Origin of the sequence: Halomonas rhizosphaerae (assembly GCF_030010555.1) — a bacterium.
Lineage (GTDB): Bacteria > Pseudomonadota > Gammaproteobacteria > Pseudomonadales > Halomonadaceae > Halomonas > Halomonas rhizosphaerae.
Window position 1 is genome coordinate 177,678 of sequence record NZ_JASCQP010000023.1, and the last position, 23,758, is coordinate 201,435.

Consider the following 23,758-nt stretch of genomic DNA (forward strand, 5'->3'; position numbering starts at 1 on the left):
CGATGACAGGCTCAGGTGGCGATGATCTGGCGATAGATGCCCGGCAGCGCCAGGGAGAGGTGTTCGGGGCGCTGCACGATGGCATAGCCACCGCGGCCGAACAGGTGCGGGATATACTGTCCCGCCTCGCGGTCGATGGTCACCCCGAACACCCGCACCTCCTGGCGGCGCGCCTCGAGCACTGCCTTGCGGGTATCCTCGATGCCGTAGCGCCCCTCGTAGTAGTCATTGTCGTTGGGCTTGCCGTCGGTGAGCATCAGCAGCAGCCGATGCCGGTTGGGGCGCTCGCTCAACTGCTTGGTCAGGTGGCGGATAGCCGGCCCCATGCGGGTGTAGCTGCCAGGCTTGAGCGCCGAGATGCGCCGCGACACCCGATCCCCCATGGGCTCATCGAACGCCTTCAGGGTGTTGACCCACACCTTGTGGCGACGCTGGGAGGTGAAGCTGTGGATCGAGTAGTCGTCGCCACAGCCGGCCAGGCCATGGCCCAGCACCAGTAGCGCCTCCTTGGCCACATCGAGCACCCGGCGATCCTGCAGCCACGCCTCGGTGGAGAGCGAGACATCCACCAGGATCGATACCGCCAGGTCGCGGGCCTGGGTGCGGCTGGCCATGTAGAGGCGGTCGCTGGCCTCGCCGGTGGCGGCCAGGTCGCAGCGCGAGCGGATCACCGCGTCCATGTCGAGCTCGCTGCCATCCAGCTGCCCCCGCAGGATCTCGCGCCGCGGGCGCAGCGCCTCGAACTCACGCTGCACCCGGCGGATGCGCCGGCGGGTCGCCTCGTCGGGCGCCCAGTCCTCTCCCTCCTCGCTCTGCACGTCGCTGAGCACCACGCAGTGGTCGGGCAGGTAGGCCTGCTTGCGGTGGTTCCATTCGGGATAGAGATGCCTTCCCTTGAGGCGGCCGCCAACGGCCTCGTCGGGGGCCAGGTCGAGGTCGAGCTTGAGCCGGGAGGCGGCCTTCTTGCGGTTGGAGCTGAGCACGATCTCGTCCATCTGATCGGCCGCCTGACGCGCCTCGTCTTCTTCCTCGTCCTCCACGTGGCGATTGAGATTCACCATCTCCGCCCAGGAGAGCATCTTCTCCATGTTGTTGAGCATCAGCGGGTCGTCACGATCGGCCTGGTCCTGCTCGCGGCGGTCGGCCTTGCGCTTGCCGTGGTCATCGTCGGGCGAGGCGGCGGCGCTGGCCAGTTCCTCGTCGTCGTCCACGCTCTCCTCGCGAGCGCCGTGGCGGGTGCCCAGGGTCACCGCCTGCCCCCACAGCGGCACCGGCAGCGGCGGGCGGTAGCCGCGCGGCGCACGGAATTCGTCCAGCGGAAAGTCCTCCTCGCGGATAGCGCGCTGCATGGCGAGCGCCCAGGCCTCCTCGGGGTCGGGAGCCCCCAGCTCGGCGCATAGCGCCGCCTCCAGGGCCGCCTCCCTGGGCGGCAGGCCCTTGCGCCGGGGGCGGATGGCGAGCAGCTCGCCGCACAGGCGCACATAGCGCTCGCTCAGCCCGGGGAAGCGCGCCAGGGCGGCACGGGCGGTGCGCCGCGCCTCGCGCAGGCGGGCGAGGTCGGCCTGCAGGGGATCGTCGGGAAGGGCGAGCGGGCGCGCCTCGGCCAGATAGGCGGTCAGCCACAGATAGAGGTCGCGATTGAGGGCGGCCTCGGGAAACAGCGCCAGGCGCGGTGGCAGCAGCAGGTTCTCCTCGTCCCGGCGGGCCTGGTCGAGAGCCTCCTCGTCGAGGCCCAGTCGCTGGCGCAGGCTCAGCCGGTGGGCCGAGGCGCGACGGGCGATGGCCGCCACCTCGATACCCTGTTCCCCACCGCCGGCACGGAAGAAGACGCCGAGCATGGGCCGCAGGCTCTCCAGGCTGACCGCCGCCTCGGGATGATCGGGGTAGCTCGCCGCCCCGGCGGCCCAGCGGTGCCAGAAACGGCCGACGGTCTCCTCGACCTCAAGAAAGTCCAGCATGATCAAGCTCCCGGGTATGGCGAAACGGACTCTGACAACACGGGGCTGATCCGGTGGCAAGCCCCGGGACGCCGGACCGACGAGGAGGCGCTGTAAATACCTCCCTGTACGCTACCGACGCCCTGCGGCGCTCTCGCATCCTGCGCCGCTTGCAGGGCCGGTGCGGGCCATCCACGGCCCGCCCGTTCGGAGCAGTGCTCCTCACCCCTGGCGTAGGACCTCCTCTTCGGCTTGCCCCCGGCGCCCCTTCCTCCATGAAATGTCTCATTAACCGAAGGTGGCGTGAATGGCTTCCATGAGTCCCTCCTGGACGTCCGCGTCGTCGGAGAGCGGCTCCACCAGGGTGGCGCGGGCGGCATCGAGGATCGGCATGCCGGCCTGGATCAGGGTCGCGCAGTAGACCAGCAGGCGGGTGGAGACCCCCTCCTCCAGGTCCTGGCCCTTCATGTCGCGCAGGCTGGCCGCCAGGTTGACGAGTGCCGCACAGCGCTCCGGCGCGAGGCCGCTCTCGCGGGCGACGATGTCACGCTCCACCTGGGGGGGCGGGAAGTCGAAGGACATCGCCACGAAGCGCTGCCGGGTGCTCGGCTTCAGGGACTTGAGGATGTGCTGGTAGCCGGGGTTGTAGGAGACCACCAGCATGAAGTCGTCAGGCGCCTCGAGCAGCTCGCCGGTGCGTTCCAGCGGCAGCAGTCGCCGGTCGTCGGTGAGGGGGTGCATCACCACGGTGACGTCCTTGCGGGCCTCCACCACCTCGTCGAGGTAGCAGATGCCGCCCTCGCGCACGGCGCGGGTCAGGGGGCCGTCGACCCAGCGGGTCTCGCCGCCCTGAAGCAGGTAGCGCCCGGTGAGGTCGGCGGCGGTCAGGTCATCGTGGCAGGAGACGGTGAACAGGGGCTTGCCGAGCTTGGCCGCCATATGGCTGACGAAGCGGGTCTTGCCACAGCCGGTCGGCCCCTTGAGCAGCAGCGGCAGGCGCTGCTGGAACGCCTGTTCGAACATGGCGCACTCGTTGCCGACGCTCTGGTAGTAGGGAATCTCTTGCTCGCTGGCGTTGGCGGCCACGGAGGAAAGGGGCATGGGGTCACTCCCGTCAGGGTGAACGAAAGAGGGCCCCGACCGGGGCCCTCGGGTGGTCAGGCGCGCTCGGGGCCTGCGGTCAGCTGGGTGCCACCGGCCGGCACCTGTTCGCGGGCGGGGCCGAAGAAGGCATAGAGAAGCATCACCGCCCCCACAGCCACGGCGACACCGGCGCCCAGGCGCATCATGTAGAAGAGGCCGAGCTGGTCCTGTACTTCCATGTAGTTCATCCCCAGCACGCGCTGCAGGTGCGTCTGGACGACACCGGCGAAGGTCAGCGTGAAGGTCATGAAGCACATGGCACCGGTCATGATCCAGAAGCCCCACATGTTCAGCACCTGGTTGTAGGGCTGGACGCGGCGCAGCTGCGGCATGGCGAAGGTGATGATGCCGAGGATCAGCATCACGTAGGCCCCGTAGAAGGCCAGGTGGCCATGGGCGGCGGTGACCTGGGTACCGTGACTGTAGTAGTTGACCCAGTGCAGGGTATGCATGAAGCCCCACACGCCGGCGCCGAAGAAGGCCACGGTCGGGCAACCCAGGGCCCACAGCATGGCGGCCTTGTTGGGGTGGTTACGGCTGCCCTTCCAGAACATGGTGAAGGCGAACACCACCATGGCGAAGAAGGGGATCACCTCCAGGGTGGAGAAGATGCTGCCGATGGGCTGCCAGTAGCTCGGCGCGCCGATCCAGTAGTAGTGGTGGCCGGTGCCCAGAAGGCCCGAGAAGAGCGACAGGCCGACGATGATATAGAGCCACTTCTCGATCACCTCGCGATCGACACCGGTCATCTTGATCAGCAGGTAGCCCAGCAGTGCCGCCATGATCAGCTCCCAGACGCCCTCGACCCAGAGGTGCACCACCCACCACCAGTAGAGCTTGTCCACAGCGAGGTTGGTGGGGTTGTAGAAGGCGAACAGCCAGAACACCGCGGCCAGCCACAGGCCCAGCATCAGCACCAGGTTGATCGCGGTTCGGCGCCCCTTGAGCAGGGTCATGCTGGTGTTGAACAGGAACATCAGGAAGGAGATGGTGATCAGCACCTTGACCCAGAACGGCTGCTCCAGGAACTCGCGCCCCTCGTGGATCCCGAACTGGTAGCCGACCAGCGCAGCGGCCCCGGCGAAAGCGAAGATGGCCAACTGGATATAGGCGATGGTGGGACTGTGGATCTCACGCTCGGCCTCTTCCGGCATCAGGTAGTAGGTGGATCCCATGAAGCCGATCAGCAGCCAGACGATCAGCAGGTTGGTATGGCTGACCCGCATGATGTGGAAAGGCATGACCTCGGCCATGAAGTTGGGCCAGGCATAGACGGTGGCGGCCAGCAGCCCGAAGACGACCTGCAGCGCGAAGAGGGCCATGGCCACCATGAAGAATGGCAGCGCCACCTTCTGGGTTTCGTATTTCATCGGTGTCGTTCTCCTTGATTTATCCGCGGTCCGGCGATCCGGCGTTCAGGCGGCTCAGCCGGCGGGGTGCGGCGGCCAGTCCTGGTCGTCGATGCCGTCGGTCCACTCCAGGAAGTCGATCAGCGATTGCATGTCCTCGTCGCTGAAGTCGTAGGCGGGCATCTGGCGGCGCCCCTCGGCCCCCAGCGGCTGGGCACGGATCCAGGCCTCGAGGCCCGCCCGGGCCGCTTCCGGATTCTGATGCCCCCCGTAGCGCTCCCAGACGTTACCCAGCTCCGGCGCGAAGTAGGCGCCCTCGCCCATGATGCTGTGGCAGTTGATGCACATGTTCTTTTCCCACACTTCCTTGCCGTGCTTGACGGACTCGGTGAGCCCCTCGCTGTCGGTGGACGTGTTGACCATGTACCAGTGGCTGTGGGCCGTCAGTGCGGCAAACAGCAGAAAGAAGAACAGCGACCCGCCGTAGAAGATGTTGCGGGCCGCCGACTTGGTGAGACCGTCGGCCATGGACCATACCCCCCTTGCTCGTGTGGCAGTGCCGCCGCCCTTAGCGGCATGCAGCCCTGCATCCCTTTTAAGATGTATCACAGATACATGTTAAGCGTAGCAGCAGAGCACGGGGTGGGGCTTTGACGCCGATCAATTTCCGGGGAAGGAAGGCGGGCGACAGCCGAACAGGCTGCCGCCGGGGAGGGGCTCAGTGACTTTCGGTGATGTCCTCGATCCAGGTCAGGGCCGCGACGCCGCTGGGCAAGCCCAGGGTAGGGATAGCCAGCATGGCCACCTGCTTGAGGGCCTCGGCGGACTCGCCCTCCTCCAGGCCGCGACGCACGTGGGAGTGCACGGCCCCCTCGGAGCGCGCGCCTACGGCCAGCGCCAGCTTGACCAGGCGGCGCGTGCGCGCGTCCAGCGGGCCGGACTCGGCACAGGCGCGGCCCAGCTCGGCGTAGGCCTCCCAGATCTCGGGATACTGCTCGGCTACCTGGCCGGCACCGGCGGGAAGTTCCTGTTTCGTCATGAGTTCATCCTTCTGCACGAGAGTGGCGGGCTCAGTATAGGCCAGCACGCAGGCCCCCTGCGTCACGCCAGCCAGGAAAGCGGGCTGTGGCGGATCGCCGCGCCCAGCATGTAGGCAAAGGTGGCCACCGCGGCCAGGGCGGCGACGGCCCTCGCCCGCGGCGTGCTGCCGCGCTTGATCGCCACCGTGCCCAGGCCGATGTAGGCCAGCAGGGCAATCAGCTTGGCGGCCAGCCAAGGATGCTGGTGGGGCCAGGCGGAGAGCATCACCATCAGCACCACGCCCAGTACCAGCAGGGAGGTATCGATGACGTGGGGCGCCACCCTCACCCAGCGAGCCTTCAGCATCGCCGCCTCGCGCACCGACCACCAGGCCCTCAGCATGAAGAAGAGGATGCTCAGGGTGGCGGCGGTGACATGCAGGTGCTTGATCAGCACATAGTGTTCGATCATGGAGCTCCCCAGGGCCGTGCCTAGGAGCCTGTCGGATTTGACCGATCGTCGCGAGAGATTCGGTTTTCGAGACAAGTTTATCGATCTGATGAGGCGAATAGCCCGCTATTTAACGAATCAGATCGAATGAAATTGGCCGAAAGACCGGATCTCGTAGTAGATCAGCGTTAAGTCCGACAGGCTCCTAGCCGTCCTTGCCGTCGGCCCGGGCCGACAGCAGCGGCCCTGTATAGTGGAACAGGAAGATGACGTAGGCCAGGCACCAGAAGATGATGCCCAGGTTGTAGGTCCAGTGGGTGATCTGCGGGAAGAGCGCCAGCACCGGCGAGCGGAGCAGGGCCGCGGCCACCATCAGCCCCAGGGCCACCCCGATGCCTGGCAGGGTACGGATGGGACGCGCGGTATGGCCCAGCGAGACCCGCGACATCATCGCCAGCATCATGGTGCCCATGCCGCCGATGGTCAGGGCGTGCAGTGCGGCGTCGGCGCGGCTGCCGGCCAGCAGCGCCAGGGCCCACATGGCCAGGCCCACCGGGATGAAGGCGTAGCTCAGGTGCAGTCCCCACAGCAGCGGCTCGCGCCAGCTATGGAGGCCGCCCCAGCGCGACAGCCGCACGGCGTTGGCCACGGCGGCCACGCCCATCAAGGCCGCCAGCAGGAGGTGAGGGACCGCCACGCCGAGCATCACCAGCAACTGGCCCAGCACCACCGCCATGACGCTGCCGAGGCTGGCGTACTCGAGTATCGGGATCGGCGACCTGCGGATCAGCCCCAGGCGGTTGGCCGTGAACATGGCGATTACCCGGCCGCCCACCACCACCATCAGCAGGGAGAACAGCAGTACCGCCAGGTAGGCGGCCTGGCGGATCAGCTCGGCGTCGCCGGTCAACACGCCCAGGTGCATGGCCAGGTTGGCGAGGGTCAGCAGCCCCAGGGCCGGCAGGAAGACCAGGTTGCGCCAGCGCTTCGCGGCGATCACCAGCCGGGCCATGACCCCCGCCACCACCGGCAGGAACACCAGGTCGACCAGCACCGGCAGCCAGGGCGGCAGGCCCAGGGGAAAGGCCATCAGCAGCCGCCCGGCCAGCCAGACCCCGACCAGGGCCAGCAGCGGGCCACCCTTGAGGCTGGGCAGCCCGGTCCAGTTCTGCACCGCGGTGAGCAGGAAGCCCGCCACCACGGCGGCGGCGAAGCCGAACAGCATCTCGTGCTGGTGCCAGAACATCAGCCCACCGAAGGGTCGCAGCAGGATGGCGCCATGCCAGAAGGCGAACCACACGCCCAGGGAGAGCACGCTGAACAGCGCCGCCAGCAGGAAGAAGGGCCGGAAGGCCAGGCGCGCCACCGGCAGGCGGGACAGCGTGGAGGAGCGAACGGAAGAGGAGGAGGTCGATTGCATGGCGTCATACCCGACTAAAACGCTTGGTTATGGCCATTGTGCCCGACTCCCCTCACCCCTTCCATGACAGGCATCAAGAATACTTCTTATCGAGCCTTTCAGTGGCTGGTGCCCTCCTCGTAGCGCGTCTTGTTCCAGACGTTGTACTTGCCGGAGGGCTTGCTCATGGGAATGCGCTTCTCCTCCTCCAGGGTATCGCCGTCATAGACGATCACCGCGCCGTCCTCCTCCCAGAGGCTGAGCAGCAGCTTCTCGCCGTAGCGGTCGAACTCCACGTGGGCGGCGGTCTTGCCGGGTTCGGGAATCAGCGTCTCGACGATCTCGAGGCTGGCCTTGTCGATCACGTGGACCCGGTCGCGATGGGGGCCGAAGAAGACGTCCACCCAGACGTAGGGAGAGTTGGCATGGCTGCGCATGAAGAAGCCGGGGCCATCGGTCTCGAGGGTCTTGATCACCGTCCAGTCCGTCATGTCGATGATCGAGACCGCCGCCCGTGTGAGGTGGGGTGTGGCCATCACGCGGCGCCCCTCATGCTGCCAGGTGATGCCGGAGCCCAGGTGGGGCATCCCTTCCAGGGGCAGGTCGGCCACCTTCTCGCCACTGTCGAGGTTCACCACCATGCCGCCCTGGCCGTCACTCTCCCCACCTCGGGAGGCGCCGATGACGTGCTCGTAGTCGAGGTCGAAGAAGAAGTCGTCCAGGTAGTCGGGCACCGGGATGCGACGCACCTGGAAGTTGGGCGTGTCGTGACCGCGTTGCTGCTCGAGCGGGGTGGCCATATGGCCGGTGGACACCACCGGCTCGGTGGGCAGCGGCCAGGGAATCTCCCACACCTCCTCGAGGTCCTTGAGGGCGGCGATGAAGCTGCCCCGCGGCGGCGCCGCATAGACGGCGCTGACCCGGGAGCTTTCCCCGTCCTCGCCCACCACCGGATAGACCTTCATCAGGTCGAGGTTGTGGGCATCGAACAGCACCAGGCTGTGGGGCAGGTAGTTGGCGGCCATCACGTAGCGGCCGTCGGCGGAGACGGCGATGTTGCGCATGTTGATGCCGGCGCGCACCTCGGCCACCACCTCCATGTTGTAGATGTCGTACTTGGTGATCCAGCCGTCCCGGGAACCGAAGAAGACATGGCGCCCGTCGGGGGTGTACTTGGGCCCGCCGTGCAGGGCGTAGCGGGTCTCGAAGCGGTGGATCGGCTCGAAGGTGTCGCCGTCGAGCAGGCTGGCGTGGTGGTCGCCGGTCTCCACCACGATGAAGAGGTTGAGCGGGTCGGCATCGAAGCGTGGCACATCCGGCAGGGTTCCATCCGGATGAGGGACAGCGTGGCTGGCGAGGATCTCGTCACGCCCCCAGGTGGGCTCGACCTCGGGCGCACGGTAGATCCACTCGGCCAGGGAGCGGACCTGGCCGTCGTCGAGCTGCCCGCCGAAGCCCGGCATCTGGCTGGCCGGTCGCCCGTCACGGATCACCGCCTCGGCGGCCTGCGGCTTGAGCCGCGAGAGGTTGCCCGGCAGCAGCGCCGGGCCGATGCCGCCCAGGCGCTCCTCGCCATGGCAGGCGGCGCACTGGGCCTGGTAGAGCGCGCGGATGTCGTCGGCACCGGCCGGCACCATGGCCGTGACCAGCAGCGCGGCGGCCAGGGGCGGCAGGCACTTCCGGAGGGAGACGATGCGTTTCACAGGGCAATCCGCTCCCGCACCAGCTCAAGGGTCTCGCCCTCGGCGAAGGTCGCCTCCCTGGGGGCGGGTTGGGCCAGGGTGTCGGCCAGGCGCACCACCTCGCCCACCACGATCAGGGTGGGCGGCTTCAGCTCTTCCCGCGCGATGGTCTCGACCAGTTCGCCCAGGCAGGTGATCACCTGGCGCTGTTCGGGGGTGGTGCCCCGCTCCACCAGGGCCACCGGATGGTCCGCAGGCAGGCCGTGGTCCTGCAGTTTCCGGCTGATCAGCTCGGCGTTGGCCAACCCCATGTAGAAGACCGCCGTGTGATGGGGCACCGCCAGGGAGGACCAGTCCAGGGCCAGGTCGCCGTCACCCTTGCAGTGCCCGGTGACGAAGGTGACGCTCTGGGCATGCTCGCGATGGGTCAGCGGGAAGCCGCCGTAGGCGGCACACCCCTGGGCGGAGGTGATCCCCGGCACCACCCGGAAATGGATGCCGTGCTCGATCAGCACCTCGGCCTCCTCGCCCCCCCGGCCGAAGATGTAGGGATCGCCGCCCTTGAGCCGCACGACCCGCTTGCCCTCCCCGGCCAGGCGCACCAGCAGCGCATTGGTCTCCTCCTGGGTCAGGGCATGGCAGCGCGAGGCCTTGCCCACGTAGAAGCGCCGGGCCCGGGGGCTCGCCAGGGCCAGCACCTCACGGGAGACCAGGCGGTCGAAGACCAGGCAGTCGGCCTGTTCGAGCAGCGACAGGGCGCGCAGGGTCAGCAGCCCGGGGTCGCCGGGTCCGGCACCGACGATGGCCACCTCACCGGGCGCCAGCGGCGACTCGGCGAGATCATAGGAAACGCGACGTGACGGCATGGCGGAATTCCTCGCAAGCCTACTGGATTTCGACGGCCTGGATGGCCTCATAGGGTGGGGAGACATAGGGGGCAGAGATACGGCGCTCGCCCGCGTCGGCGACCCCGATCTCGCGGTTGGTCAGGTAGCAGCCGGGATCCTCTTCCCAGGGGTCACCGGAGACCTTCCAGGCTCGCACCCGGGTGTTGCCGTTGCAGATCGGCAGGAAGTGGCACTCGCCGCAGCGCCCCTTGAGCGGCCGCGGCCGCTGGCGGAAGCCGACCATCAGCGGGTCCTGCGTATCGCGCCAGATCTCGGAGAAGGGCCGCTCCCGAACGCTGCCCAGGTCGTGGTCCCACCAGAAGGTGTCCGGGTGGACGTGGCCCAGGTTGTCGATGTTGGCGATATGCTCGCCGGAGGCGTTGCCCCCCCAGTTGAGCAGGCGCTGCTCCAGGGCCTCGGCCTGCTCGGGGAAGTGCTCCCGGGCCCACATCAGCAGGAAGGGGCCGTCGGCGTCGTTGTTGCCGGTGACGTACTCGCGCTCCACGCCGCGCTCGAGCTCCTCGCGGCAGTGGTCGAACAGCCGGGTCATGGCGTCGCGGGTCATGCGGTACCAGGCGTCCTGCTTGCTGTGGCGCCGGCCCCGGCCGCCGTAGTTGAGGTGCGAGAGATAGAACTTGTCGACGTCGTGCTCGTCGAGCAGCGCCAGGATGTCGCCGAGCTGCTCGTAGTTCTCGCGGGTCAGGGTGAAGCGCAGGCCCACCTTGATGCCGCGCTCCTTGCACAGCCTCACCGCATGCATCGACTCGCGAAAGGCGCCCTGGCGCTGGCGGATGACGTCGTGGGTGGCCTCGAGGCCGTCGATGCTGATGCCCACGTAGTCGTAGCCGACCTCGGCGATGCGATCGATGTTCGCCTCGGTGATCAGGGTGCCGTTGGTGGAGAGCCCGGTGTAGATCCCCAGTGCCCGGGAGCGACGCGACAGCTCGAAGATGTCGGGCCGCATCAGCGGCTCGCCCCCGGAGAGGATCAGCGCCGGCACCCGGAAGGCGTGGAGGTCGTCGAGGACCGCGTGGGCCTCGGCGGTGGAGAGTTCGCCAGCGAAGTCGATGTCGGCCGAGGTGGTGTAGCAGTGCTTGCAGGTCAGGTTGCAGCGGCGAATCAGGTTCCAGATCACCACCGGACCGGGCGGCTTGCGCGCGGGTGGGATGGGGCCCGGCTCGAGCAGCGACTTGATGTAGCGGGTGACGCGGAACATGGCGTTCTCCTGCTGGGTGGTGCTGAGCTGAAGGGGACCAGCGGACGCGGCTCAGCCCCGCCGTTCGGGTTCCGTCCAGGCGGCCCCCGGCCGGCTGCCGGCCAGGCGCAGCCCGGTCTTCTTGAGGATGCGCGAGCTGTAGAGGATGCGATGGTCGCGACACGCCTCGCCCAGGCGCTCGCACAGCACCGCGGCCTGGCGCTCGACCTCCTCCCGGCTGCGGCCATGCAGCATGGCGAACAGGTTGTAGGGCCAGTGGGGCAGGTGCCGCGGGCGTCGATAGCAGTGGCTGACGCCCTCGATGGCGGCCACCTCGCGGCCCAGGCGGGCAACATGGGCGTCGTCCACGTCCCACACCGTCATCCCGTTGGCCACGTAGCCGAGCCGGTAGTGGTTGGGCACCGCGGCGACGCGGCGGACCACTCCCCTCGCCTGCATGGCCTGCATGCGCTCGAGCACCTCCGCACCGCTCATGCCCACCTCGCGACCCACCGCGCCCCAGGGGTCGGGGACCAGCGGCAGGCCGGCCTGGGTGGCCAGCACGATGGCACGGTCGGCAGCGTCGAGTCCTTGAGCGTCGCGATGCTGTTCGTCACGATTCAGGGCCGACCTAGACGGGCAGGTGGAGACGGACATGGAACTCCTCCTCCTTGGGCATGTTGAAGACGCGCAGGCCCGTGGCCGCCTCGATGCCGGCGATGGCCGCGTCGATGGCCTCGGGTGTCTCGGTGGCCAGCACGAACCACATGTTGAGTGCGTGCTCGCGGCGGTAGTTATGGGCCACCTCGGGGAAGGCGTTGACCGCATCACTGACACGATCGAAGTCGGCCTCGGGCACCGCCAGCGCCGCCAGGGTCAGCCCGCCGCCCAGCCGCTCGGCGTGGTACATGGGGCCGAAGCGACTGAGCAGGCCGCCCTCGCGCAGGCGCTCGAGGCGGTAGAGCAGGTCGCCCTCGGCGATGCCCAGTTCCTCGGCCACTGCCGCATAGGGCCGTGTTACCAGCGGCAGGCCGTCCTGCAGGCGGTTGATCAGGCGACGATCGACGCCGTCCAGGTCGTCGAGGATCATGCCGCGCCCTCCCGCACGTAGCGGCCGCCGCACTGGCGGTAGGCGTGAGTGCTGAACAGCACCCGGTGCTCCAGCTCGCCCAGCCCCAGGCGCTCGACGATGGCGGCGAGCTCCGCCAGCACCCGCTCGCGACGGGCGCCGTGGATCATGCAGAAGAGGTTGTAGGGCCAGTCGGGCAGGCGCCGCGGGCGACAGTAGCAGAGCGTCACCGCGGTCTCCCGTGCGAGCCGACGGCCCACCAGGGTGACCCGCTCGTCCGGCACGTCCCACACCACCATGGCATTGGCCTGGATCCCCAGGCGACGATGGCGTACCACCAGCCCCAGGCGCTTGATCAGCCCCTCGGCCTGCCAGCGACGCACGCAGGCCATCACTTCATCTTCGGCGAGGCCGGCCTGCTCGGCCAGGGTCTGCCAGGGCCTGGGGGTAAGCGGCAAGCCCTGCTCGAGCAGGGCGCGCAGGCGACGATGGGCGTCCGGCTCGCCGGGCGAGCGGGCGGCATCGAGGGAGAGCGGGGTCGCGGTGCTCATGTGCGCTCCAGTTCGGCCCAGGGAATGGGAAAGGAGAGGTCGATATGGAAGCCCTCCAGCATCGGCAGGCGCAGGATCGGCACGCCCAGCCGCGCCTCCAGGGCCGCGAGCCGCGCCTCGAGCTCGGGCTCGTCCGGCGCGGTCATCACGAACCAGAGGTTGAAGTCGTGTTCGCGGGCATAGTTGTGGTTGACGCCGGGGGCGGCGTTGATGAGCTCTGCGAAGGCATCGCGCTCGACCTCGGGCACGGCCACGGCGGCGAGCAGGCTGGCGCCGGCTCGGGCGTGATCGAAGACCGGCCCCACGCGGCTGAGCACACCCAGCGACTGCAGTCGCTCCAGGCGTGAGATCACCTCGGCCTCAGAGGTGCCCAGGCGCTCGGCCACGCTGTGGAAGGGGCGGGTGCAGACCGGCAGGCCGCGCTGGTAGCTGTCAATCAGGCGGCGATCCAGGGTATCGAAGTCTCGGGCTTGGCAATGCATCGGCACAGCTCACTCGCGTCGGGATTGGCGGCGGGCTTGCGCCCGCCGCCGGTTCCCGATCAGTAGATGTCTTTCTGGGTGTTGATCACGTTGAACTTGCCGGTCGGGGTGACCAGACGCTCGTCCTTGATCACATGCTTCAGCTCGCGGGTCTCGTCATCCACGATCACCAGCGCGGAGGTCTCGTCCATGGTGTTCCAGACGGAGAACCACACCTCGTCGCCGGCCTGGTTGTACTCCGGCTGCACGACACGCTTGACCCCCTCGCCCACGTCGGCCCATTCGGCGATCGGGAGGACCTCATAGCCGGCCTCCAGGTCGTTGATGTCGAAGACCGCCACGCTCTGGCTGGGCCCCTCGCCCGGGTTGAGGGCGGTGTCGACGTAGAGGTTGTCGGACTCCGGATGGGTCTTGATGAACAGCGAGCCGCCGCCCTGGCCTTCCAGGGTACGCACCACCTTCCAGGCGTTATCGGGGTGCCCTTCCGGATCCGTGCCGATCAGCTGGATGGTGGCGTCACCCAGGTGGCTGGTGGCCCACACCGGACCATGCTCGGAGTCGACGAAGTTGGCGCCACGACCCGGATGCGGAATCTTGCCCACATCGACGATGGCCTCGAGCTCACGCTCCTGGGCATCGATGACCACGATCTGGTTGGACTCGTTGGCCGCGGTGAGGAAGTAGCGGCCCGAGGCGTCCCAGCCGCCGTCGTGCAGGTAACGGGAGGTGTCGATCTCGACGGTGGAGAGGGCGTCCAGGTTCTCGTAATTCACCAGGCGGACCTTGCCGGTCTCCTTGATGTTGACGATGAACTCCGGGTGCCGGTGGGAGGCCACGATGGCCGCCACGCGGGGCTCCGGGTGGTACTCCTGGGTGTCGACGGTCATGCCGCGGGTCGCCACGATCTTCTTCGGCTCCAGGGTCTCGCCGTCCATGATCACGTACTGGGGCGGCCAGTAGGCGCCGGCGATGGCCAGGTCGTCCTCGTAGCCCTCGAACTTGGAGGTCTCGACGGAGCGCGCCTCCATGCCGATCTTGATGGTGGCGACGATCTCCGGCTCCTCCATCCACAGGTCGATCATGTCAACCTTGGCGTCACGGCCGATGACGAACAGGTAGCGACCCGAGGCGGACATGCGCGAGATGTGCACCGCATAGCCGGTGTCGAGGACCTTGACGATCTCCTTGGACTCGCCGTCGATCAGGGCGATCTGGCCGGCGTCCCGAAGGGTGACCGAGAAGAGGTTCTCGATCGCCAGGTCGTTCATCTGCTCGGTGGGACGATCCTCGGGCGCCACCCGCACCTCCCAGGTGTCCATCATCTCGGGCATGCCGAATTCCGGCGGCGTCGGCGGCTCATGCATGATGTACTTGGCCATCAGCTCGATCTCATCATCGGTGAGATCGCCCGAGGTGCCCCAGTTGGGCATGCCGGCCGCGGAGCCGTAGTTGATGAAGGCCTTGAGGTACTCCAGGCCGCGCTCCTGGGTGATATCGGTGGTCAGCGGCTTGCCGGTGGCCCCCTTGCGCAGCACGCCGTGGCAGCCGGCGCAGCGCTGGAAGTAGATCTCCTTGGCCGTCTCGAACTCGGCCTCGGTCAGGTCCGGCGCCCCGGGGGTGCGCACCGCCTTGGCAGAGCCCGGATCCACGGAGGACTCGGTGCCCTGGTAGGCGCTTTGGGACTCGTCGACGTCCTTGTGACCATCCTGAGCCTGGGCCGCACTGATCCCCAGGGCGACGGTGGTCACCGCCACGGCCAGGGGCTTGAGATACCAGTCTTTCTTCATCATCGTTCCACCTCTGTCATGATCCTTGAATGCGCTGTCGCCAGGTCATGGGCGAGTCGTTGTTGTCGTTCGCCGGATGGCCACCCGAAGCTGTACGGCCGATGACCTTCCTGCGCCAGAGATTGGCCCATTAACGCGTATAATTCATGCATCTTTAACGGGTCCCGCGCCGCTTTCCCCGGCAAGATTGACCTGTGTCAAAGGGGCTCCGGCCTACCTCCAAAGAGACATTGCGAGGCCGAAGGGATCATGCTTCATAAGCCCTGCAGGGCGGCGCTTTGACCCCCGTCAAGGCACGCCCGGCCACCAGCAGAGACACTGCCACCAGCCACGACACCGGGTCCCGCCCCTGAGGAGATGCCATGCCACTGCCCGCTCCCCGCCGTTTGTTGCTGCTGGCGCTCTGCTGGCTGCCGGCGGCCGCCCTGGCCGATGGCTCGCTCTCCGCCGAGCGGCAGCAGGAGCTCGAGACCCTGCTCTACCAGGATTGCGGCTCCTGCCACGGCATGACCCTGCGCGGCGGCCTCGGCCCCGCGCTGCCCGAGTCACGCATGAACGCCTACAGCCGCGACGGCCTGGCCGCGCTGATCCTCAACGGCGTTGCCGGCACCGCCATGCCCGGCTGGGCCGGCCTGCTGACCGAGGAGGAGGCGCGCTGGCTCGCCGACCACCTGCAGAACGACAACCCCCTGGATGAGTGAGGTTTCCATGCCCATGATGCCCCCGGCCCTTCGCAAGCCCCTCGCCGCCGCCTCGCTGCTCGCCCTGCTGGCCGGCTGCCAGGCCACTCCAAACGCAGAACTGCGCGGTACCGGCGACCTCGGCGTGGTGGTGGAGCGCGCTACCGGCAGCCTGGCGGTGGTGGATACCAGCCACCAGCGGATCCTCGAGCGGGTGGAGGGGCTGGGCGACCTGTCCCACGCCTCGGTGAAGTTCTCCCGGGATGCCCGCTACGCCTTCGTTTTCGGCCGCGACGGCGGGCTGAGCCGAGTCGACCTGCTCACCGGCGAGATCACCCACCGGGTGATGCAGTCCGGCAACAGTATTGGCGGCGCCATCTCCCAGGATGGCTCGCTGGTGGCGGTGGCCAACTACGAGCCGGGCGGCGTGAAGATCTTCGATAGCGAGACCCTGGAGGAAGTCGCGGAGATTCCGGCGACCTACCGGGACGAGAACGGCCAGGCGCAGCGCTCCAAGGTGGTGGGTCTGGTGGATGCCCCCGGCAACCGCTTCGTCTACAGCCTGTTCGAGGCCGGCGAGATCCACATGGTGGACATGAGCGAGGGCGCCCCCGAGGTGACCCGCTTCAGCGATATCGGCGAGGCGCCCTACGACGCCCTGATCGGCCCCAGCGGGCGCTACTACATCGCCGGGCTGTTCGGGGAGGACGGCCTGGCACTGCTCGACCTCTGGCATCCGGAGGCGGGGGTGCAGCGCATCCTGCCCGACTACGGCCGCGGCGAGGAGCGCCTGCCGGTCTACAAGATGCCCCACCTGGAGGGCTGGGCGATGGCCGGCGACGAGGCCTGGCTGCCGGCGGTCGGCCGCCACGAGGTGCTGGTCGCCGATAGCGACGACTGGTCGCTGGTGGAGCGCATTGCCGTCCATGGCCAACCCATCTTCGTGATGACCCGCCCCGACGAGCGCCAGGTGTGGGTCAATTTCGCCCATCCCGACAACAGTGTGGTGCAGGTGATCGACACCGAGTCCCGCGAGGTGGTGGCCACCCTGGAGCCCGGCGAGGCGGTGCTGCACATGGAGTTCACCCCCCGGGGCGAGCAAGTATGGATCTCGGCCCGGGACAGCGACCGGGTGGTGGTCTACGACACCCGCACCCTCGAGGAGGTCGCCCGCCTCGACAGCGAATCGCCCAGCGGCATCTTCTTTACCGACCGGGCCCATCGCATCGGGTTGTAAGAGGTCAGCGGCGCACTTGCAGCGGCACTTCGGAGTAGCCACCGGCGGGAATAGAGGGCGCGTACCGCGGGGCGGCCGGCCAGGGTAGGCGCGCAGGGGACCCGGAAGCTCGGGGTGGCCCGCCAGGTAGCGCATCAGGATGCCGATGCTTGCCGCCCGGCTCCTCGCCGTGTCGATCATGCGTCGGGTAGGGGGGCCATCCGACCACACTTCGACCAAAGGCGCATTGATGCATGTCATCCACTTCAATCACGCGGACGCGACTTGAGACCCAGGCGGCGGGCCTGGCGGTGCAGGTTGCCGGGGTCCAGCGCCAGGTCTCGGGCGGCGGCCGCCCAGTTGCCGCCATGCGCGGCCAGGGCATCACGGATCAGCCGCCGCTGGAAGGCCTCGGTGGCCTCCCGCAGGCCGAAGCCGGCCTCTGTCTCATCGCCGACGATGCCGGGAGCCGCTGAGGTGTCGGCCGCCACGGGGGCGTCCCCGCGCGGCAGCTGGAGGTGGCCCGGGTCGATACGCAGGACCGCCGCCCGCTGGCCTGGCACGGTGAGCGCCTCCTGCTCGCCTAGGGCCCGCAGGGCGGCACGGGCCAGCACATGCTCCAGCTCGCGCACGTTGCCGGGCCAGTGCCAGCCGAGCAGGGCCGCCTGGGCCTCGGGAGCGAAGCGCAGGTTGGCCACCCCGAGGCGCACCCGGTTGTCCTCCAGGAAGTGGCCGGCCAGCAGCGGGATATCCTCGGGGCGCTCACGAAGCGGCGGCACCTCAAGCGGGAAGACGCCGAGCCGGTGATAGAGGTCCTCCCGGAAGCGCCCGGCCCCGACCTCGGCGGCCAGGTCGCGGTTGGTCACGGCGATCACCCGGACATCCACCCGCCGCGCCTGCTCGCTGCCCAGCGGCTGGATCTCCCCCTCCTGCATCACCCGCAGCAGCTTGGGCTGCAGTGCCAGCGGCAGTTCGCCCACCTCGTCGAGCATCAGGGTACCGCCATCGGCCATCTCGAAGTGTCCGCGGTGATCCTTCACCGCTCCGGAGAAGGCGCCACGCCGATGACCGAACAGGGCGCTCTCGATCAGGCTCTCGGGCAGGGCGGCGCAATTGACCTGCACCAGGGGGCCACCGCTCCGTGCGGAACGCCGGTGCAGTTCACGGGCCACTCGCTCCTTGCCCACCCCGGTCTCGCCATGCAGCAGCACGTTCATCCCGGTGGGCGCCACCAGATCAACGGCCGTCATCAGCCGTTGCATGGCAGGGCTGCTCCAGTGCTGCAGCCCGCTGCCGGAGGCCTCGCCTCCCAGCACCTCGCTGAGCCGCGAGCGGGTCTCCGCCAGGCGTTCTGCCAGGCGCAGGCAGACGGCCAGCAGCTCGGCGGCGGCCAGCAGCTCCGCCTCCTCCAGATCCCGCAGTGCCCCGGCAGACAGGGCGTCCAGGGTCAGCAGGCCAATCAGTCGCCCCTCGTCGCACAGGGCCACTCCCAGGCAGTCGTGCACCTGATTGAGGTCCTCGTCGAGCAGGCCGTCGAAGGGGTCCGGGAGGTCGCTGTCCGTCGGGAAGCGGCACACGCCGGGATGGGCGGCGATAGCGGCGAGCCGGGGGTGCTGCGCCGGCTCGAAGCGTCGTCCGCGCACCTCGTCGGGCAGGCCCAGTACGGCCACCGGCTGCAAGGCGCCGTCCTCCATCACCATCAGGGTGGCGGCATCCAGCGGATAGCGCCCCACCAGGGCCTGGAGCAGGGCATCCCACTCGCCGGCCAGGGAGGCGTCCGGCGCCCGCTCAGTCAGGCAAGCCAGCAGTTCGCGCAGGGCGCGCAGGAAGTCGGTCATGGCACTGTGTTTTCGACAATGAGGGACATAATGACAACAGAGATCGTGTCAATTTGCCACTATCTCGCTGTCTGGCGTGCCGTGCCCACGTCAGTGCTCCCTGGCGACGGAGGCCTTCATGCTGCACTGCGACATGTTGTCCGGGGACGGGGTGGCACGACTCTTGCTCACGGGGAGGGGCCAATCCAAGAATACCCCCTGACAGAAGGATTCCCATGCTGACGACAGAGCAGGAGCAGTTGATCGCGGCCACCGCCCCCGTGGTGGCCGACCATCTCGATGCCATCACCCAGCGCTTCTACCCGCTGATGTTCGAGCGCTATCCGCAAGTGAAGCCGCTCTTCAACCAGGCCCACCAGCAGGATGGCGGCCAGCCGCGGGCCCTGGCCGGTGCCGTGCTGGCCTATGTGGGGCTGCGCCAGGATCCCCAGCAGGCACGCGGCGTGCTGTCCACCGTGGTCAGCAAGCACGTCTCCCTGGGTATCCAGCCCGACCAGTATCCCATCGTCGGCGAGTGCCTGATGGCCGCCATCGGCGAGGTGCTGGGCGAGGCGGTGACCCCGGAGGTCGCCGCGGCCTGGAGCGGCCTCTACGAGGAGCTCGCCGGCCTGCTCATCGAACTGGAGGACCACCGCTACCGGGAGTTCGAGGGACGCCCCGGCGGCTGGCGCGGCACGCGCCGCTTCCGCATCGCCGACATCCGCCAGGAGAGCGCGGTGATCCGCTCCTTCGTGCTGGAACCCGAGGACGGCGGCCCGGTGGCCGACCACCAGCCGGGCCAGTTCATCGGCGTGAGGCTGACCATCGACGGCGAGCCGGTCTATCGGCACTACAGCCTCTCGGACGTGCCGAACGGCAGCCACTACCGGATCTCGGTGAAGCGCGAGCCGGAGGGGCGCGCCAGCCGTCACCTGCACGATGCCTTGGGCGTCGGCGACACCCTGGAGTTGCTGCCCCCCGCCGGCGACCTGACCCTGGAAGACGGTGACGAGCCCCTGCTGCTGGCCAGCGGCGGCGTCGGCCAGACCCCGATGCTGCCCATGGCCCGCCATGCCCTGACCCAGGGGCGCCGGGTGGTCTACCTGCACGCCGCCCTGGACGCCGAGCATCACGCCTTCCGCGATGAGGTCGCGGCCCTGGCCGAGGCCCACCCGGAGCGGCTTCGGGCCGTGAGCATCCACGAGCGCGGCGACGATGCCGACCATGCTGGTCGGATCGACCGCGAGCTGCTGGCCCGCCTGGTTCCCGAAGGGGCCCGCTGCTACTTCGTGGGCCCCCAGGGCTTCATGACGGCCGTGGACCGGGCCCTCGCCGAACTGGGCGTGCCCGGCGAGCGTCGCCACTACGAGCACTTCGGCCCCTCGCGCCCCCTCGGCGCGGCCTGACATTCCTCCTCCTCTCCTACCAAGAGCGCCCCGGCACCGCCGGGGCGTTTGCTTTACTGCTTAGCCTGTTGTCTGAACACGTCGGCAAGGACGACTTCACAGATTGTGATTTTGGTTATATAATTTGTTTTTGCTATTCTATTTAATTATATATCGTCATTCCGGGAGCTCATATGCAGCTGCATTTCGAGCGCGTCGCCAAGTCTTTCGGCGATCTGCAGGTCATCGAGACCTTCGACGACACCATCGCCGACGGCGAGATCGTCGCGCTGGTGGGTCCCTCGGGTTGCGGCAAGTCGACCCTGCTGCACATGGTGGCGGGCCTCCAGCAGGCCAGCGCCGGCGAGGTGCGCGCCGACGGCCAGCCGGTGAGCCATCCGGCGCCCGAGCGCACCCTGGTGTTCCAGGAGCATGCCCTCTATCCCTGGATGACGCTGGAGGCAAATGTCGCCCTGGCCCTGGAGTTCCAGGACCAGCCGGCGCGCGAGGCCCGTAAGCAGGCCAGCGAGTGGCTGGCGCGGGTCAAGCTCGACGGCTTCGAGGGCTACTATCCCCACCAGGTCTCGGGGGGCATGCGCCAGCGCTGCGCCCTGGCCCGGGCCTTCATCGCCCGGCCCAAGGTACTGCTGCTCGACGAACCCTTCGGCGCCCTGGACGCCCTGACCCGCATGACCCTGCAGAGCGTGCTGCGAGACCTCATCGAGGAGGAGCGCCCGACGGTGGTCCTGGTCACCCATGACGTCGACGAGGCGCTCTACCTGGCCGACCGAGTGCTGGTGTTCAGCCAGCGACCGGCTCGTGTCCTCGAGTCGTTCACCCTGGGGCATATCCCCAAGACCCACGACCTCACGGCCTTCGCGGACATCCGTCGCGAGGTGCTGACCCTGCTGGGCATCGACACCGACACCCCGAGCGCCGAACCGCGTCGGGTAGAGAGAGGAGAAACCGCATGATCCGTCGCCTGTTCATCCCCCTGCTGGCCCTCGGCCTGGCCGGCCCCGCGATAGCCGAAAATGAGGAGTTCCGCGTCGGCTATGTCCGCGTGATGGACGACGCCCAGGTGATGCTCGCCTACGAGGCCGGCCTCTACGCCAAGCACGGCCTCGACGCCGAGCTGATCGAGTTCAGTTCCGGCACCGACCTGATCAAGGGCATCGTTGGCGGGCAGCTCGACATCGGCGTGCTGGGCTTCTCCAACGCCTTCACCTGGGCCGGCCGCGGCGCCGACCTGAGGATCGTCGGCGGCGCCCAGCGCGGCTATCATGCCCTGCTCGCCCATGACGACGCCGGCATCGACGAGGTGGCCGACCTGGCCGGCAAGGACCTCGCCTCCCAGAAGCAGGGCAGCACCGCCGACATCGTGCTCAAGGGCGTGACCCTGGCCGAGGCGGGCCTGTCCGACGACGACCTCAACATCATGGGCGTGGCGCCCTCGGTGGCGGTTCAGTCGCTGGCGGGCGGCCGCGTCGACGCGGCCTTCCTGTTCGAGCCCTACGCCAGCATCGCCAAGCTGCAGGCCCCGGTGACCGAGATCTACGAGATCGGTGAGGTGTGGCCCTTTCCGTGCATGGTGGTGATTACCGCCGAGGAGACCCTCGAGGAACGCCGAGAGGTACTGTGGGCCGCCCTGGACGCCCAGCGCGAGGCGATCGAGATGCTCGAGAGCGACCCCGAGGAGGCCGCCGGCTACATCACTTCCTACTTCGTCAAGGAGGACGTGATCGAGACCCGCGACCAGGGCGAGATCGCCAGCGAGAAGGTGATTGCCGACGCCATCGCCACCAACGACTTCAGCGCCGTGCTCACCGAGGCGGACATCGAGCGCATGAAAGAACTGGCCGGCATCATGCACGAGCAGGGCATCCTCGAGCAGGCCGACTTCGACGTCGACGCCCTGCTGGATCTCAGCTGGCAAAAAGAGCGCGAGCTGTAAGCCATGAGCACCACCTCCTCCACCGGCGTGGCCAGCAAGAAGGCCTATGTGCTGGCCATCCTCTTCATCCTGTTCTTCTGGCAGGTGGCCGCCTGGTTCCTGCCCGACTTCCTGATGCCCGACGTCCACGTGGCACTCGGCCGGCTGTGGCAGGAACTGGGCAGCGGCGAGTTCTACCAGGGGCTCGGCAACAGCATGGGCCGGCTCGGTGCCGGCTATGGCGCCGCCCTGGTGGCCGGGGTAGTGCTCGGGCTCGTGGGGGGCACTCTCAACGCGGTGCGCAGCACCCTGAAGGCGGCCATCATCATCCTGCAGTCGATCCCCTCGATCGCCTGGGTGCCGCTGTTCCTGATCCTGATGGGTTTCGGCAACCTGCCGATCATCGTGGTGGTGGCGGTAGGCGCCTTCTTCCCCACCGCGCTCAGCGTGATGAACGCCACCGAGAGCGTCGAGCGGGTACACATCGACGCGGCGCGGGTGATGGGGGCCTCGCGCGCCCAGATGCTCAAGCGGGTCTACTTCCCGGCGGTCACCCCCGAGCTGATCACCGGCGCCCAACTCGCCTTCGGCAACGCCTGGCGGGCGCTGATCTCCGCGGAGATGATCGTCGGCTTCAGCGCCGGGCTCGGCAAGTCGCTGGCCTACTCCGGCGAGATCGCCGACATGACCGGGGTGATGACCAACATCCTGGTCATCGCCGTACTGGCGGCGGTGATCGACCAGGTGCTGCTGGAGCGCGTCAAGCATCGGCTGCTCCGCTACCAGTACCTCTGATCCGGCCCGGCACACGGCCATGACGCCCCGTCCTTGTGAACTGACCCCCAATCGTTGGACGGTTAGTTCTCTTAACCGGCGGCCATGGCCTGAGTCCTGTATTGCACGGGGCTCAGGCCTTTTAGTCTCTGCTTGATCCGTTGATGGTTGTAGTAGTGGATGTAGTCGGCAATGCCTTGCTGCAACTGCTCAACGGTGTCGAACCGGTTCAGATGGAAGTACTCGGCTTTCAGGGTGCCGAAAAAACTCTCCATGGCGGCATTGTCCAGACAATTCCCTTTCCGTGACATGCTGCGCAGTATCCGTTTCTCCACCACCAGGCGACGATAGTTGGGGTGCCGGTAATGCCATCCCTGATCCGAGTGCAATAGAGGCCGATCACCCGGCCTCAGCCGGTCGAAGGCGCTCCTCAACATGTGCTTCACCAGGCCCAATACCGGTCGTGGCCCGGTCTGGAAGGCGATGATTTCGCCGTTATACAGATCCATGACCGGTGACAGGTAGAGCTTCTGGTCATCGACCTTGAATTCGGTGATGTCGGTCACCCATCGTTGATTCGGTCCTTGGGCCTGAAACCGACGCCGTAGCGTATTCGGGGCGGCGTAGCCCTCGGCTCCTCGATAAGCCCGATACCGCTTGGGGCGAACGAGGGACTTCAAGCCCAGTTGTTGCATCAACCGCTGGACGGTCTTGTGGTTGACCGCCTCGCCTGTCTGGCGCAGCACAGCGGTGATACGGCGATAGCCATAGCGTCCCTTGTGGTAATCATAGATCGCCTGGATACGCGCCTTCAGAGACGCATACGGATCGCCAGCCCCCAGGGCCTTGAGCTGGTAGTAGAACGTGCTGCGCGGTAGCGATGCCGCACGTAGCAGCAGCGCCAGTGGGTGCTCATGCCTTAACCCTTGGACGGCTTGGGCTTTTTGCCCCGTGTCGTCGCCCACTTCTCTCGGGTCAAGGCATCGAGCTTTTTTAGATAGG

General features: G+C 67.8%; 23 protein-coding genes. 6 read left to right on the forward strand and 17 right to left on the reverse strand.

All coding sequences use genetic code 11. The features are described 5' to 3' along the window. Positions 1–11: 11 nt before the first annotated feature. The 15 genes from QLQ83_RS08785 to QLQ83_RS08855 form a co-directional block, all read right to left on the reverse strand. Entirely contained in the window at positions 12–1,958 is a 1,947-nt protein-coding gene (locus QLQ83_RS08785) for a nitric oxide reductase activation protein NorD (protein WP_282735145.1), read from the reverse strand. Positions 1,959–2,225: 267 nt separating this feature from the next. Beyond that, positions 2,226–3,038 carry a CbbQ/NirQ/NorQ/GpvN family protein gene (locus tag QLQ83_RS08790; RefSeq protein ID WP_282735146.1) on the reverse strand — a complete coding sequence of 271 codons (813 nt, stop codon included), beginning with the start codon at positions 3,036–3,038 and terminating at the stop codon, positions 2,226–2,228. A 56-nt stretch (positions 3,039–3,094) separates the two neighbouring features. Continuing rightward, positions 3,095–4,450 (reverse strand): cbb3-type cytochrome c oxidase subunit I, encoded by a 1,356-nt coding sequence (locus QLQ83_RS08795; protein ID WP_282735147.1) that lies wholly within the window; start codon positions 4,448–4,450, stop codon positions 3,095–3,097. A 54-nt stretch (positions 4,451–4,504) separates the two neighbouring features. Next, a complete protein-coding gene (locus tag QLQ83_RS08800) occupies positions 4,505–4,957 on the reverse strand; it encodes a c-type cytochrome (RefSeq protein WP_282735148.1) in 453 nt (150 codons plus the stop codon). 190 nt (positions 4,958–5,147) lie between these two features. Further along, entirely contained in the window at positions 5,148–5,468 is a 321-nt protein-coding gene (locus tag QLQ83_RS08805) for a carboxymuconolactone decarboxylase family protein (protein WP_282735149.1), read from the reverse strand. 62 nt (positions 5,469–5,530) lie between these two features. Then, positions 5,531–5,917 (reverse strand): SirB2 family protein, encoded by a 387-nt coding sequence (locus tag QLQ83_RS08810; RefSeq protein ID WP_282735170.1) that lies wholly within the window; start codon positions 5,915–5,917, stop codon positions 5,531–5,533. Positions 5,918–6,104: 187 nt separating this feature from the next. After that, entirely contained in the window at positions 6,105–7,319 is a 1,215-nt protein-coding gene (locus QLQ83_RS08815) for an NnrS family protein (RefSeq protein ID WP_282735150.1), read from the reverse strand. A 98-nt stretch (positions 7,320–7,417) separates the two neighbouring features. After that, positions 7,418–9,001: a nitrite reductase gene (locus QLQ83_RS08820; protein WP_282735151.1), complete on the reverse strand. Its 1,584-nt coding sequence runs from the start codon at positions 8,999–9,001 to the stop codon at positions 7,418–7,420. Beyond that, on the reverse strand, positions 8,998–9,846 hold the full coding sequence (gene cobA / locus QLQ83_RS08825) for a uroporphyrinogen-III C-methyltransferase (protein WP_282735152.1): 849 nt from the start codon (positions 9,844–9,846) through the stop codon (positions 8,998–9,000). The genes QLQ83_RS08820 and cobA overlap by 4 nt, the downstream gene beginning before the upstream one ends. A gap of 19 nt (positions 9,847–9,865) precedes the next feature. Further along, entirely contained in the window at positions 9,866–11,083 is a 1,218-nt protein-coding gene (gene nirJ, locus QLQ83_RS08830) for a heme d1 biosynthesis radical SAM protein NirJ (RefSeq protein ID WP_282735153.1), read from the reverse strand. Positions 11,084–11,134: 51 nt separating this feature from the next. Beyond that, positions 11,135–11,719, reverse strand: coding sequence for a siroheme decarboxylase subunit beta (gene ahbB, locus QLQ83_RS08835; protein ID WP_282735154.1), 585 nt, complete (start codon positions 11,717–11,719; stop codon positions 11,135–11,137). Then, positions 11,694–12,152 (reverse strand): Lrp/AsnC family transcriptional regulator, encoded by a 459-nt coding sequence (locus QLQ83_RS08840; protein WP_282735155.1) that lies wholly within the window; start codon positions 12,150–12,152, stop codon positions 11,694–11,696. Before QLQ83_RS08840 ends, ahbB (QLQ83_RS08835) begins: the two co-directional genes overlap by 26 nt. Continuing rightward, positions 12,149–12,682: a siroheme decarboxylase subunit beta gene (gene ahbB / locus QLQ83_RS08845; protein ID WP_282735156.1), complete on the reverse strand. Its 534-nt coding sequence runs from the start codon at positions 12,680–12,682 to the stop codon at positions 12,149–12,151. Before ahbB (QLQ83_RS08845) ends, QLQ83_RS08840 begins: the two co-directional genes overlap by 4 nt. After that, a complete protein-coding gene (locus tag QLQ83_RS08850) occupies positions 12,679–13,164 on the reverse strand; it encodes an AsnC family transcriptional regulator (RefSeq protein ID WP_282735157.1) in 486 nt (161 codons plus the stop codon). Before QLQ83_RS08850 ends, ahbB (QLQ83_RS08845) begins: the two co-directional genes overlap by 4 nt. A 59-nt stretch (positions 13,165–13,223) precedes the next feature. Beyond that, positions 13,224–14,954 carry a nitrite reductase gene (locus tag QLQ83_RS08855; protein ID WP_282735158.1) on the reverse strand — a complete coding sequence of 577 codons (1,731 nt, stop codon included), beginning with the start codon at positions 14,952–14,954 and terminating at the stop codon, positions 13,224–13,226. 359 nt (positions 14,955–15,313) lie between these two features. Here QLQ83_RS08855 and QLQ83_RS08860 point away from each other — a divergent pair, with 359 nt between their 5' ends. After that, a complete protein-coding gene (locus QLQ83_RS08860; protein WP_282735159.1) occupies positions 15,314–15,652 on the forward strand; it encodes a c-type cytochrome in 339 nt (112 codons plus the stop codon). Next, complete coding sequence (locus tag QLQ83_RS08865; protein ID WP_282735160.1) at positions 15,645–16,868, forward strand: cytochrome D1 domain-containing protein; 1,224 nt, start codon at positions 15,645–15,647, stop codon at positions 16,866–16,868. Before QLQ83_RS08860 ends, QLQ83_RS08865 begins: the two co-directional genes overlap by 8 nt. Before the next feature lie 245 nt (positions 16,869–17,113). Here the strand turns inward: QLQ83_RS08865 and norR are convergent, their stop codons facing one another. Beyond that, positions 17,114–18,685 (reverse strand): nitric oxide reductase transcriptional regulator NorR, encoded by a 1,572-nt coding sequence (norR, locus tag QLQ83_RS08870; RefSeq protein WP_282735161.1) that lies wholly within the window; start codon positions 18,683–18,685, stop codon positions 17,114–17,116. Positions 18,686–18,900: 215 nt separating this feature from the next. On the opposite strand from norR, the gene hmpA reads away from it, so the two are divergent. From hmpA to QLQ83_RS08890, 4 genes are all read left to right on the forward strand, one after another. Further along, positions 18,901–20,070, forward strand: coding sequence for an NO-inducible flavohemoprotein (hmpA, locus tag QLQ83_RS08875; RefSeq protein ID WP_282735162.1), 1,170 nt, complete (start codon positions 18,901–18,903; stop codon positions 20,068–20,070). A 173-nt stretch (positions 20,071–20,243) separates the two neighbouring features. Then, positions 20,244–21,023 (forward strand): ABC transporter ATP-binding protein, encoded by a 780-nt coding sequence (locus tag QLQ83_RS08880; protein ID WP_282735163.1) that lies wholly within the window; start codon positions 20,244–20,246, stop codon positions 21,021–21,023. Further along, positions 21,020–22,003 (forward strand): ABC transporter substrate-binding protein, encoded by a 984-nt coding sequence (locus QLQ83_RS08885; protein ID WP_282735164.1) that lies wholly within the window; start codon positions 21,020–21,022, stop codon positions 22,001–22,003. The genes QLQ83_RS08880 and QLQ83_RS08885 overlap by 4 nt, the downstream gene beginning before the upstream one ends. A gap of 3 nt (positions 22,004–22,006) precedes the next feature. Next, positions 22,007–22,777, forward strand: coding sequence for an ABC transporter permease (locus QLQ83_RS08890; RefSeq protein ID WP_282735165.1), 771 nt, complete (start codon positions 22,007–22,009; stop codon positions 22,775–22,777). A gap of 71 nt (positions 22,778–22,848) precedes the next feature. On the opposite strand, the gene QLQ83_RS08895 is transcribed toward QLQ83_RS08890, so the two are convergent. After that, positions 22,849–23,758 (reverse strand): IS3 family transposase (locus QLQ83_RS08895; RefSeq protein ID WP_282733855.1); only part of this gene is annotated, 910 nt, incomplete at its 5' end.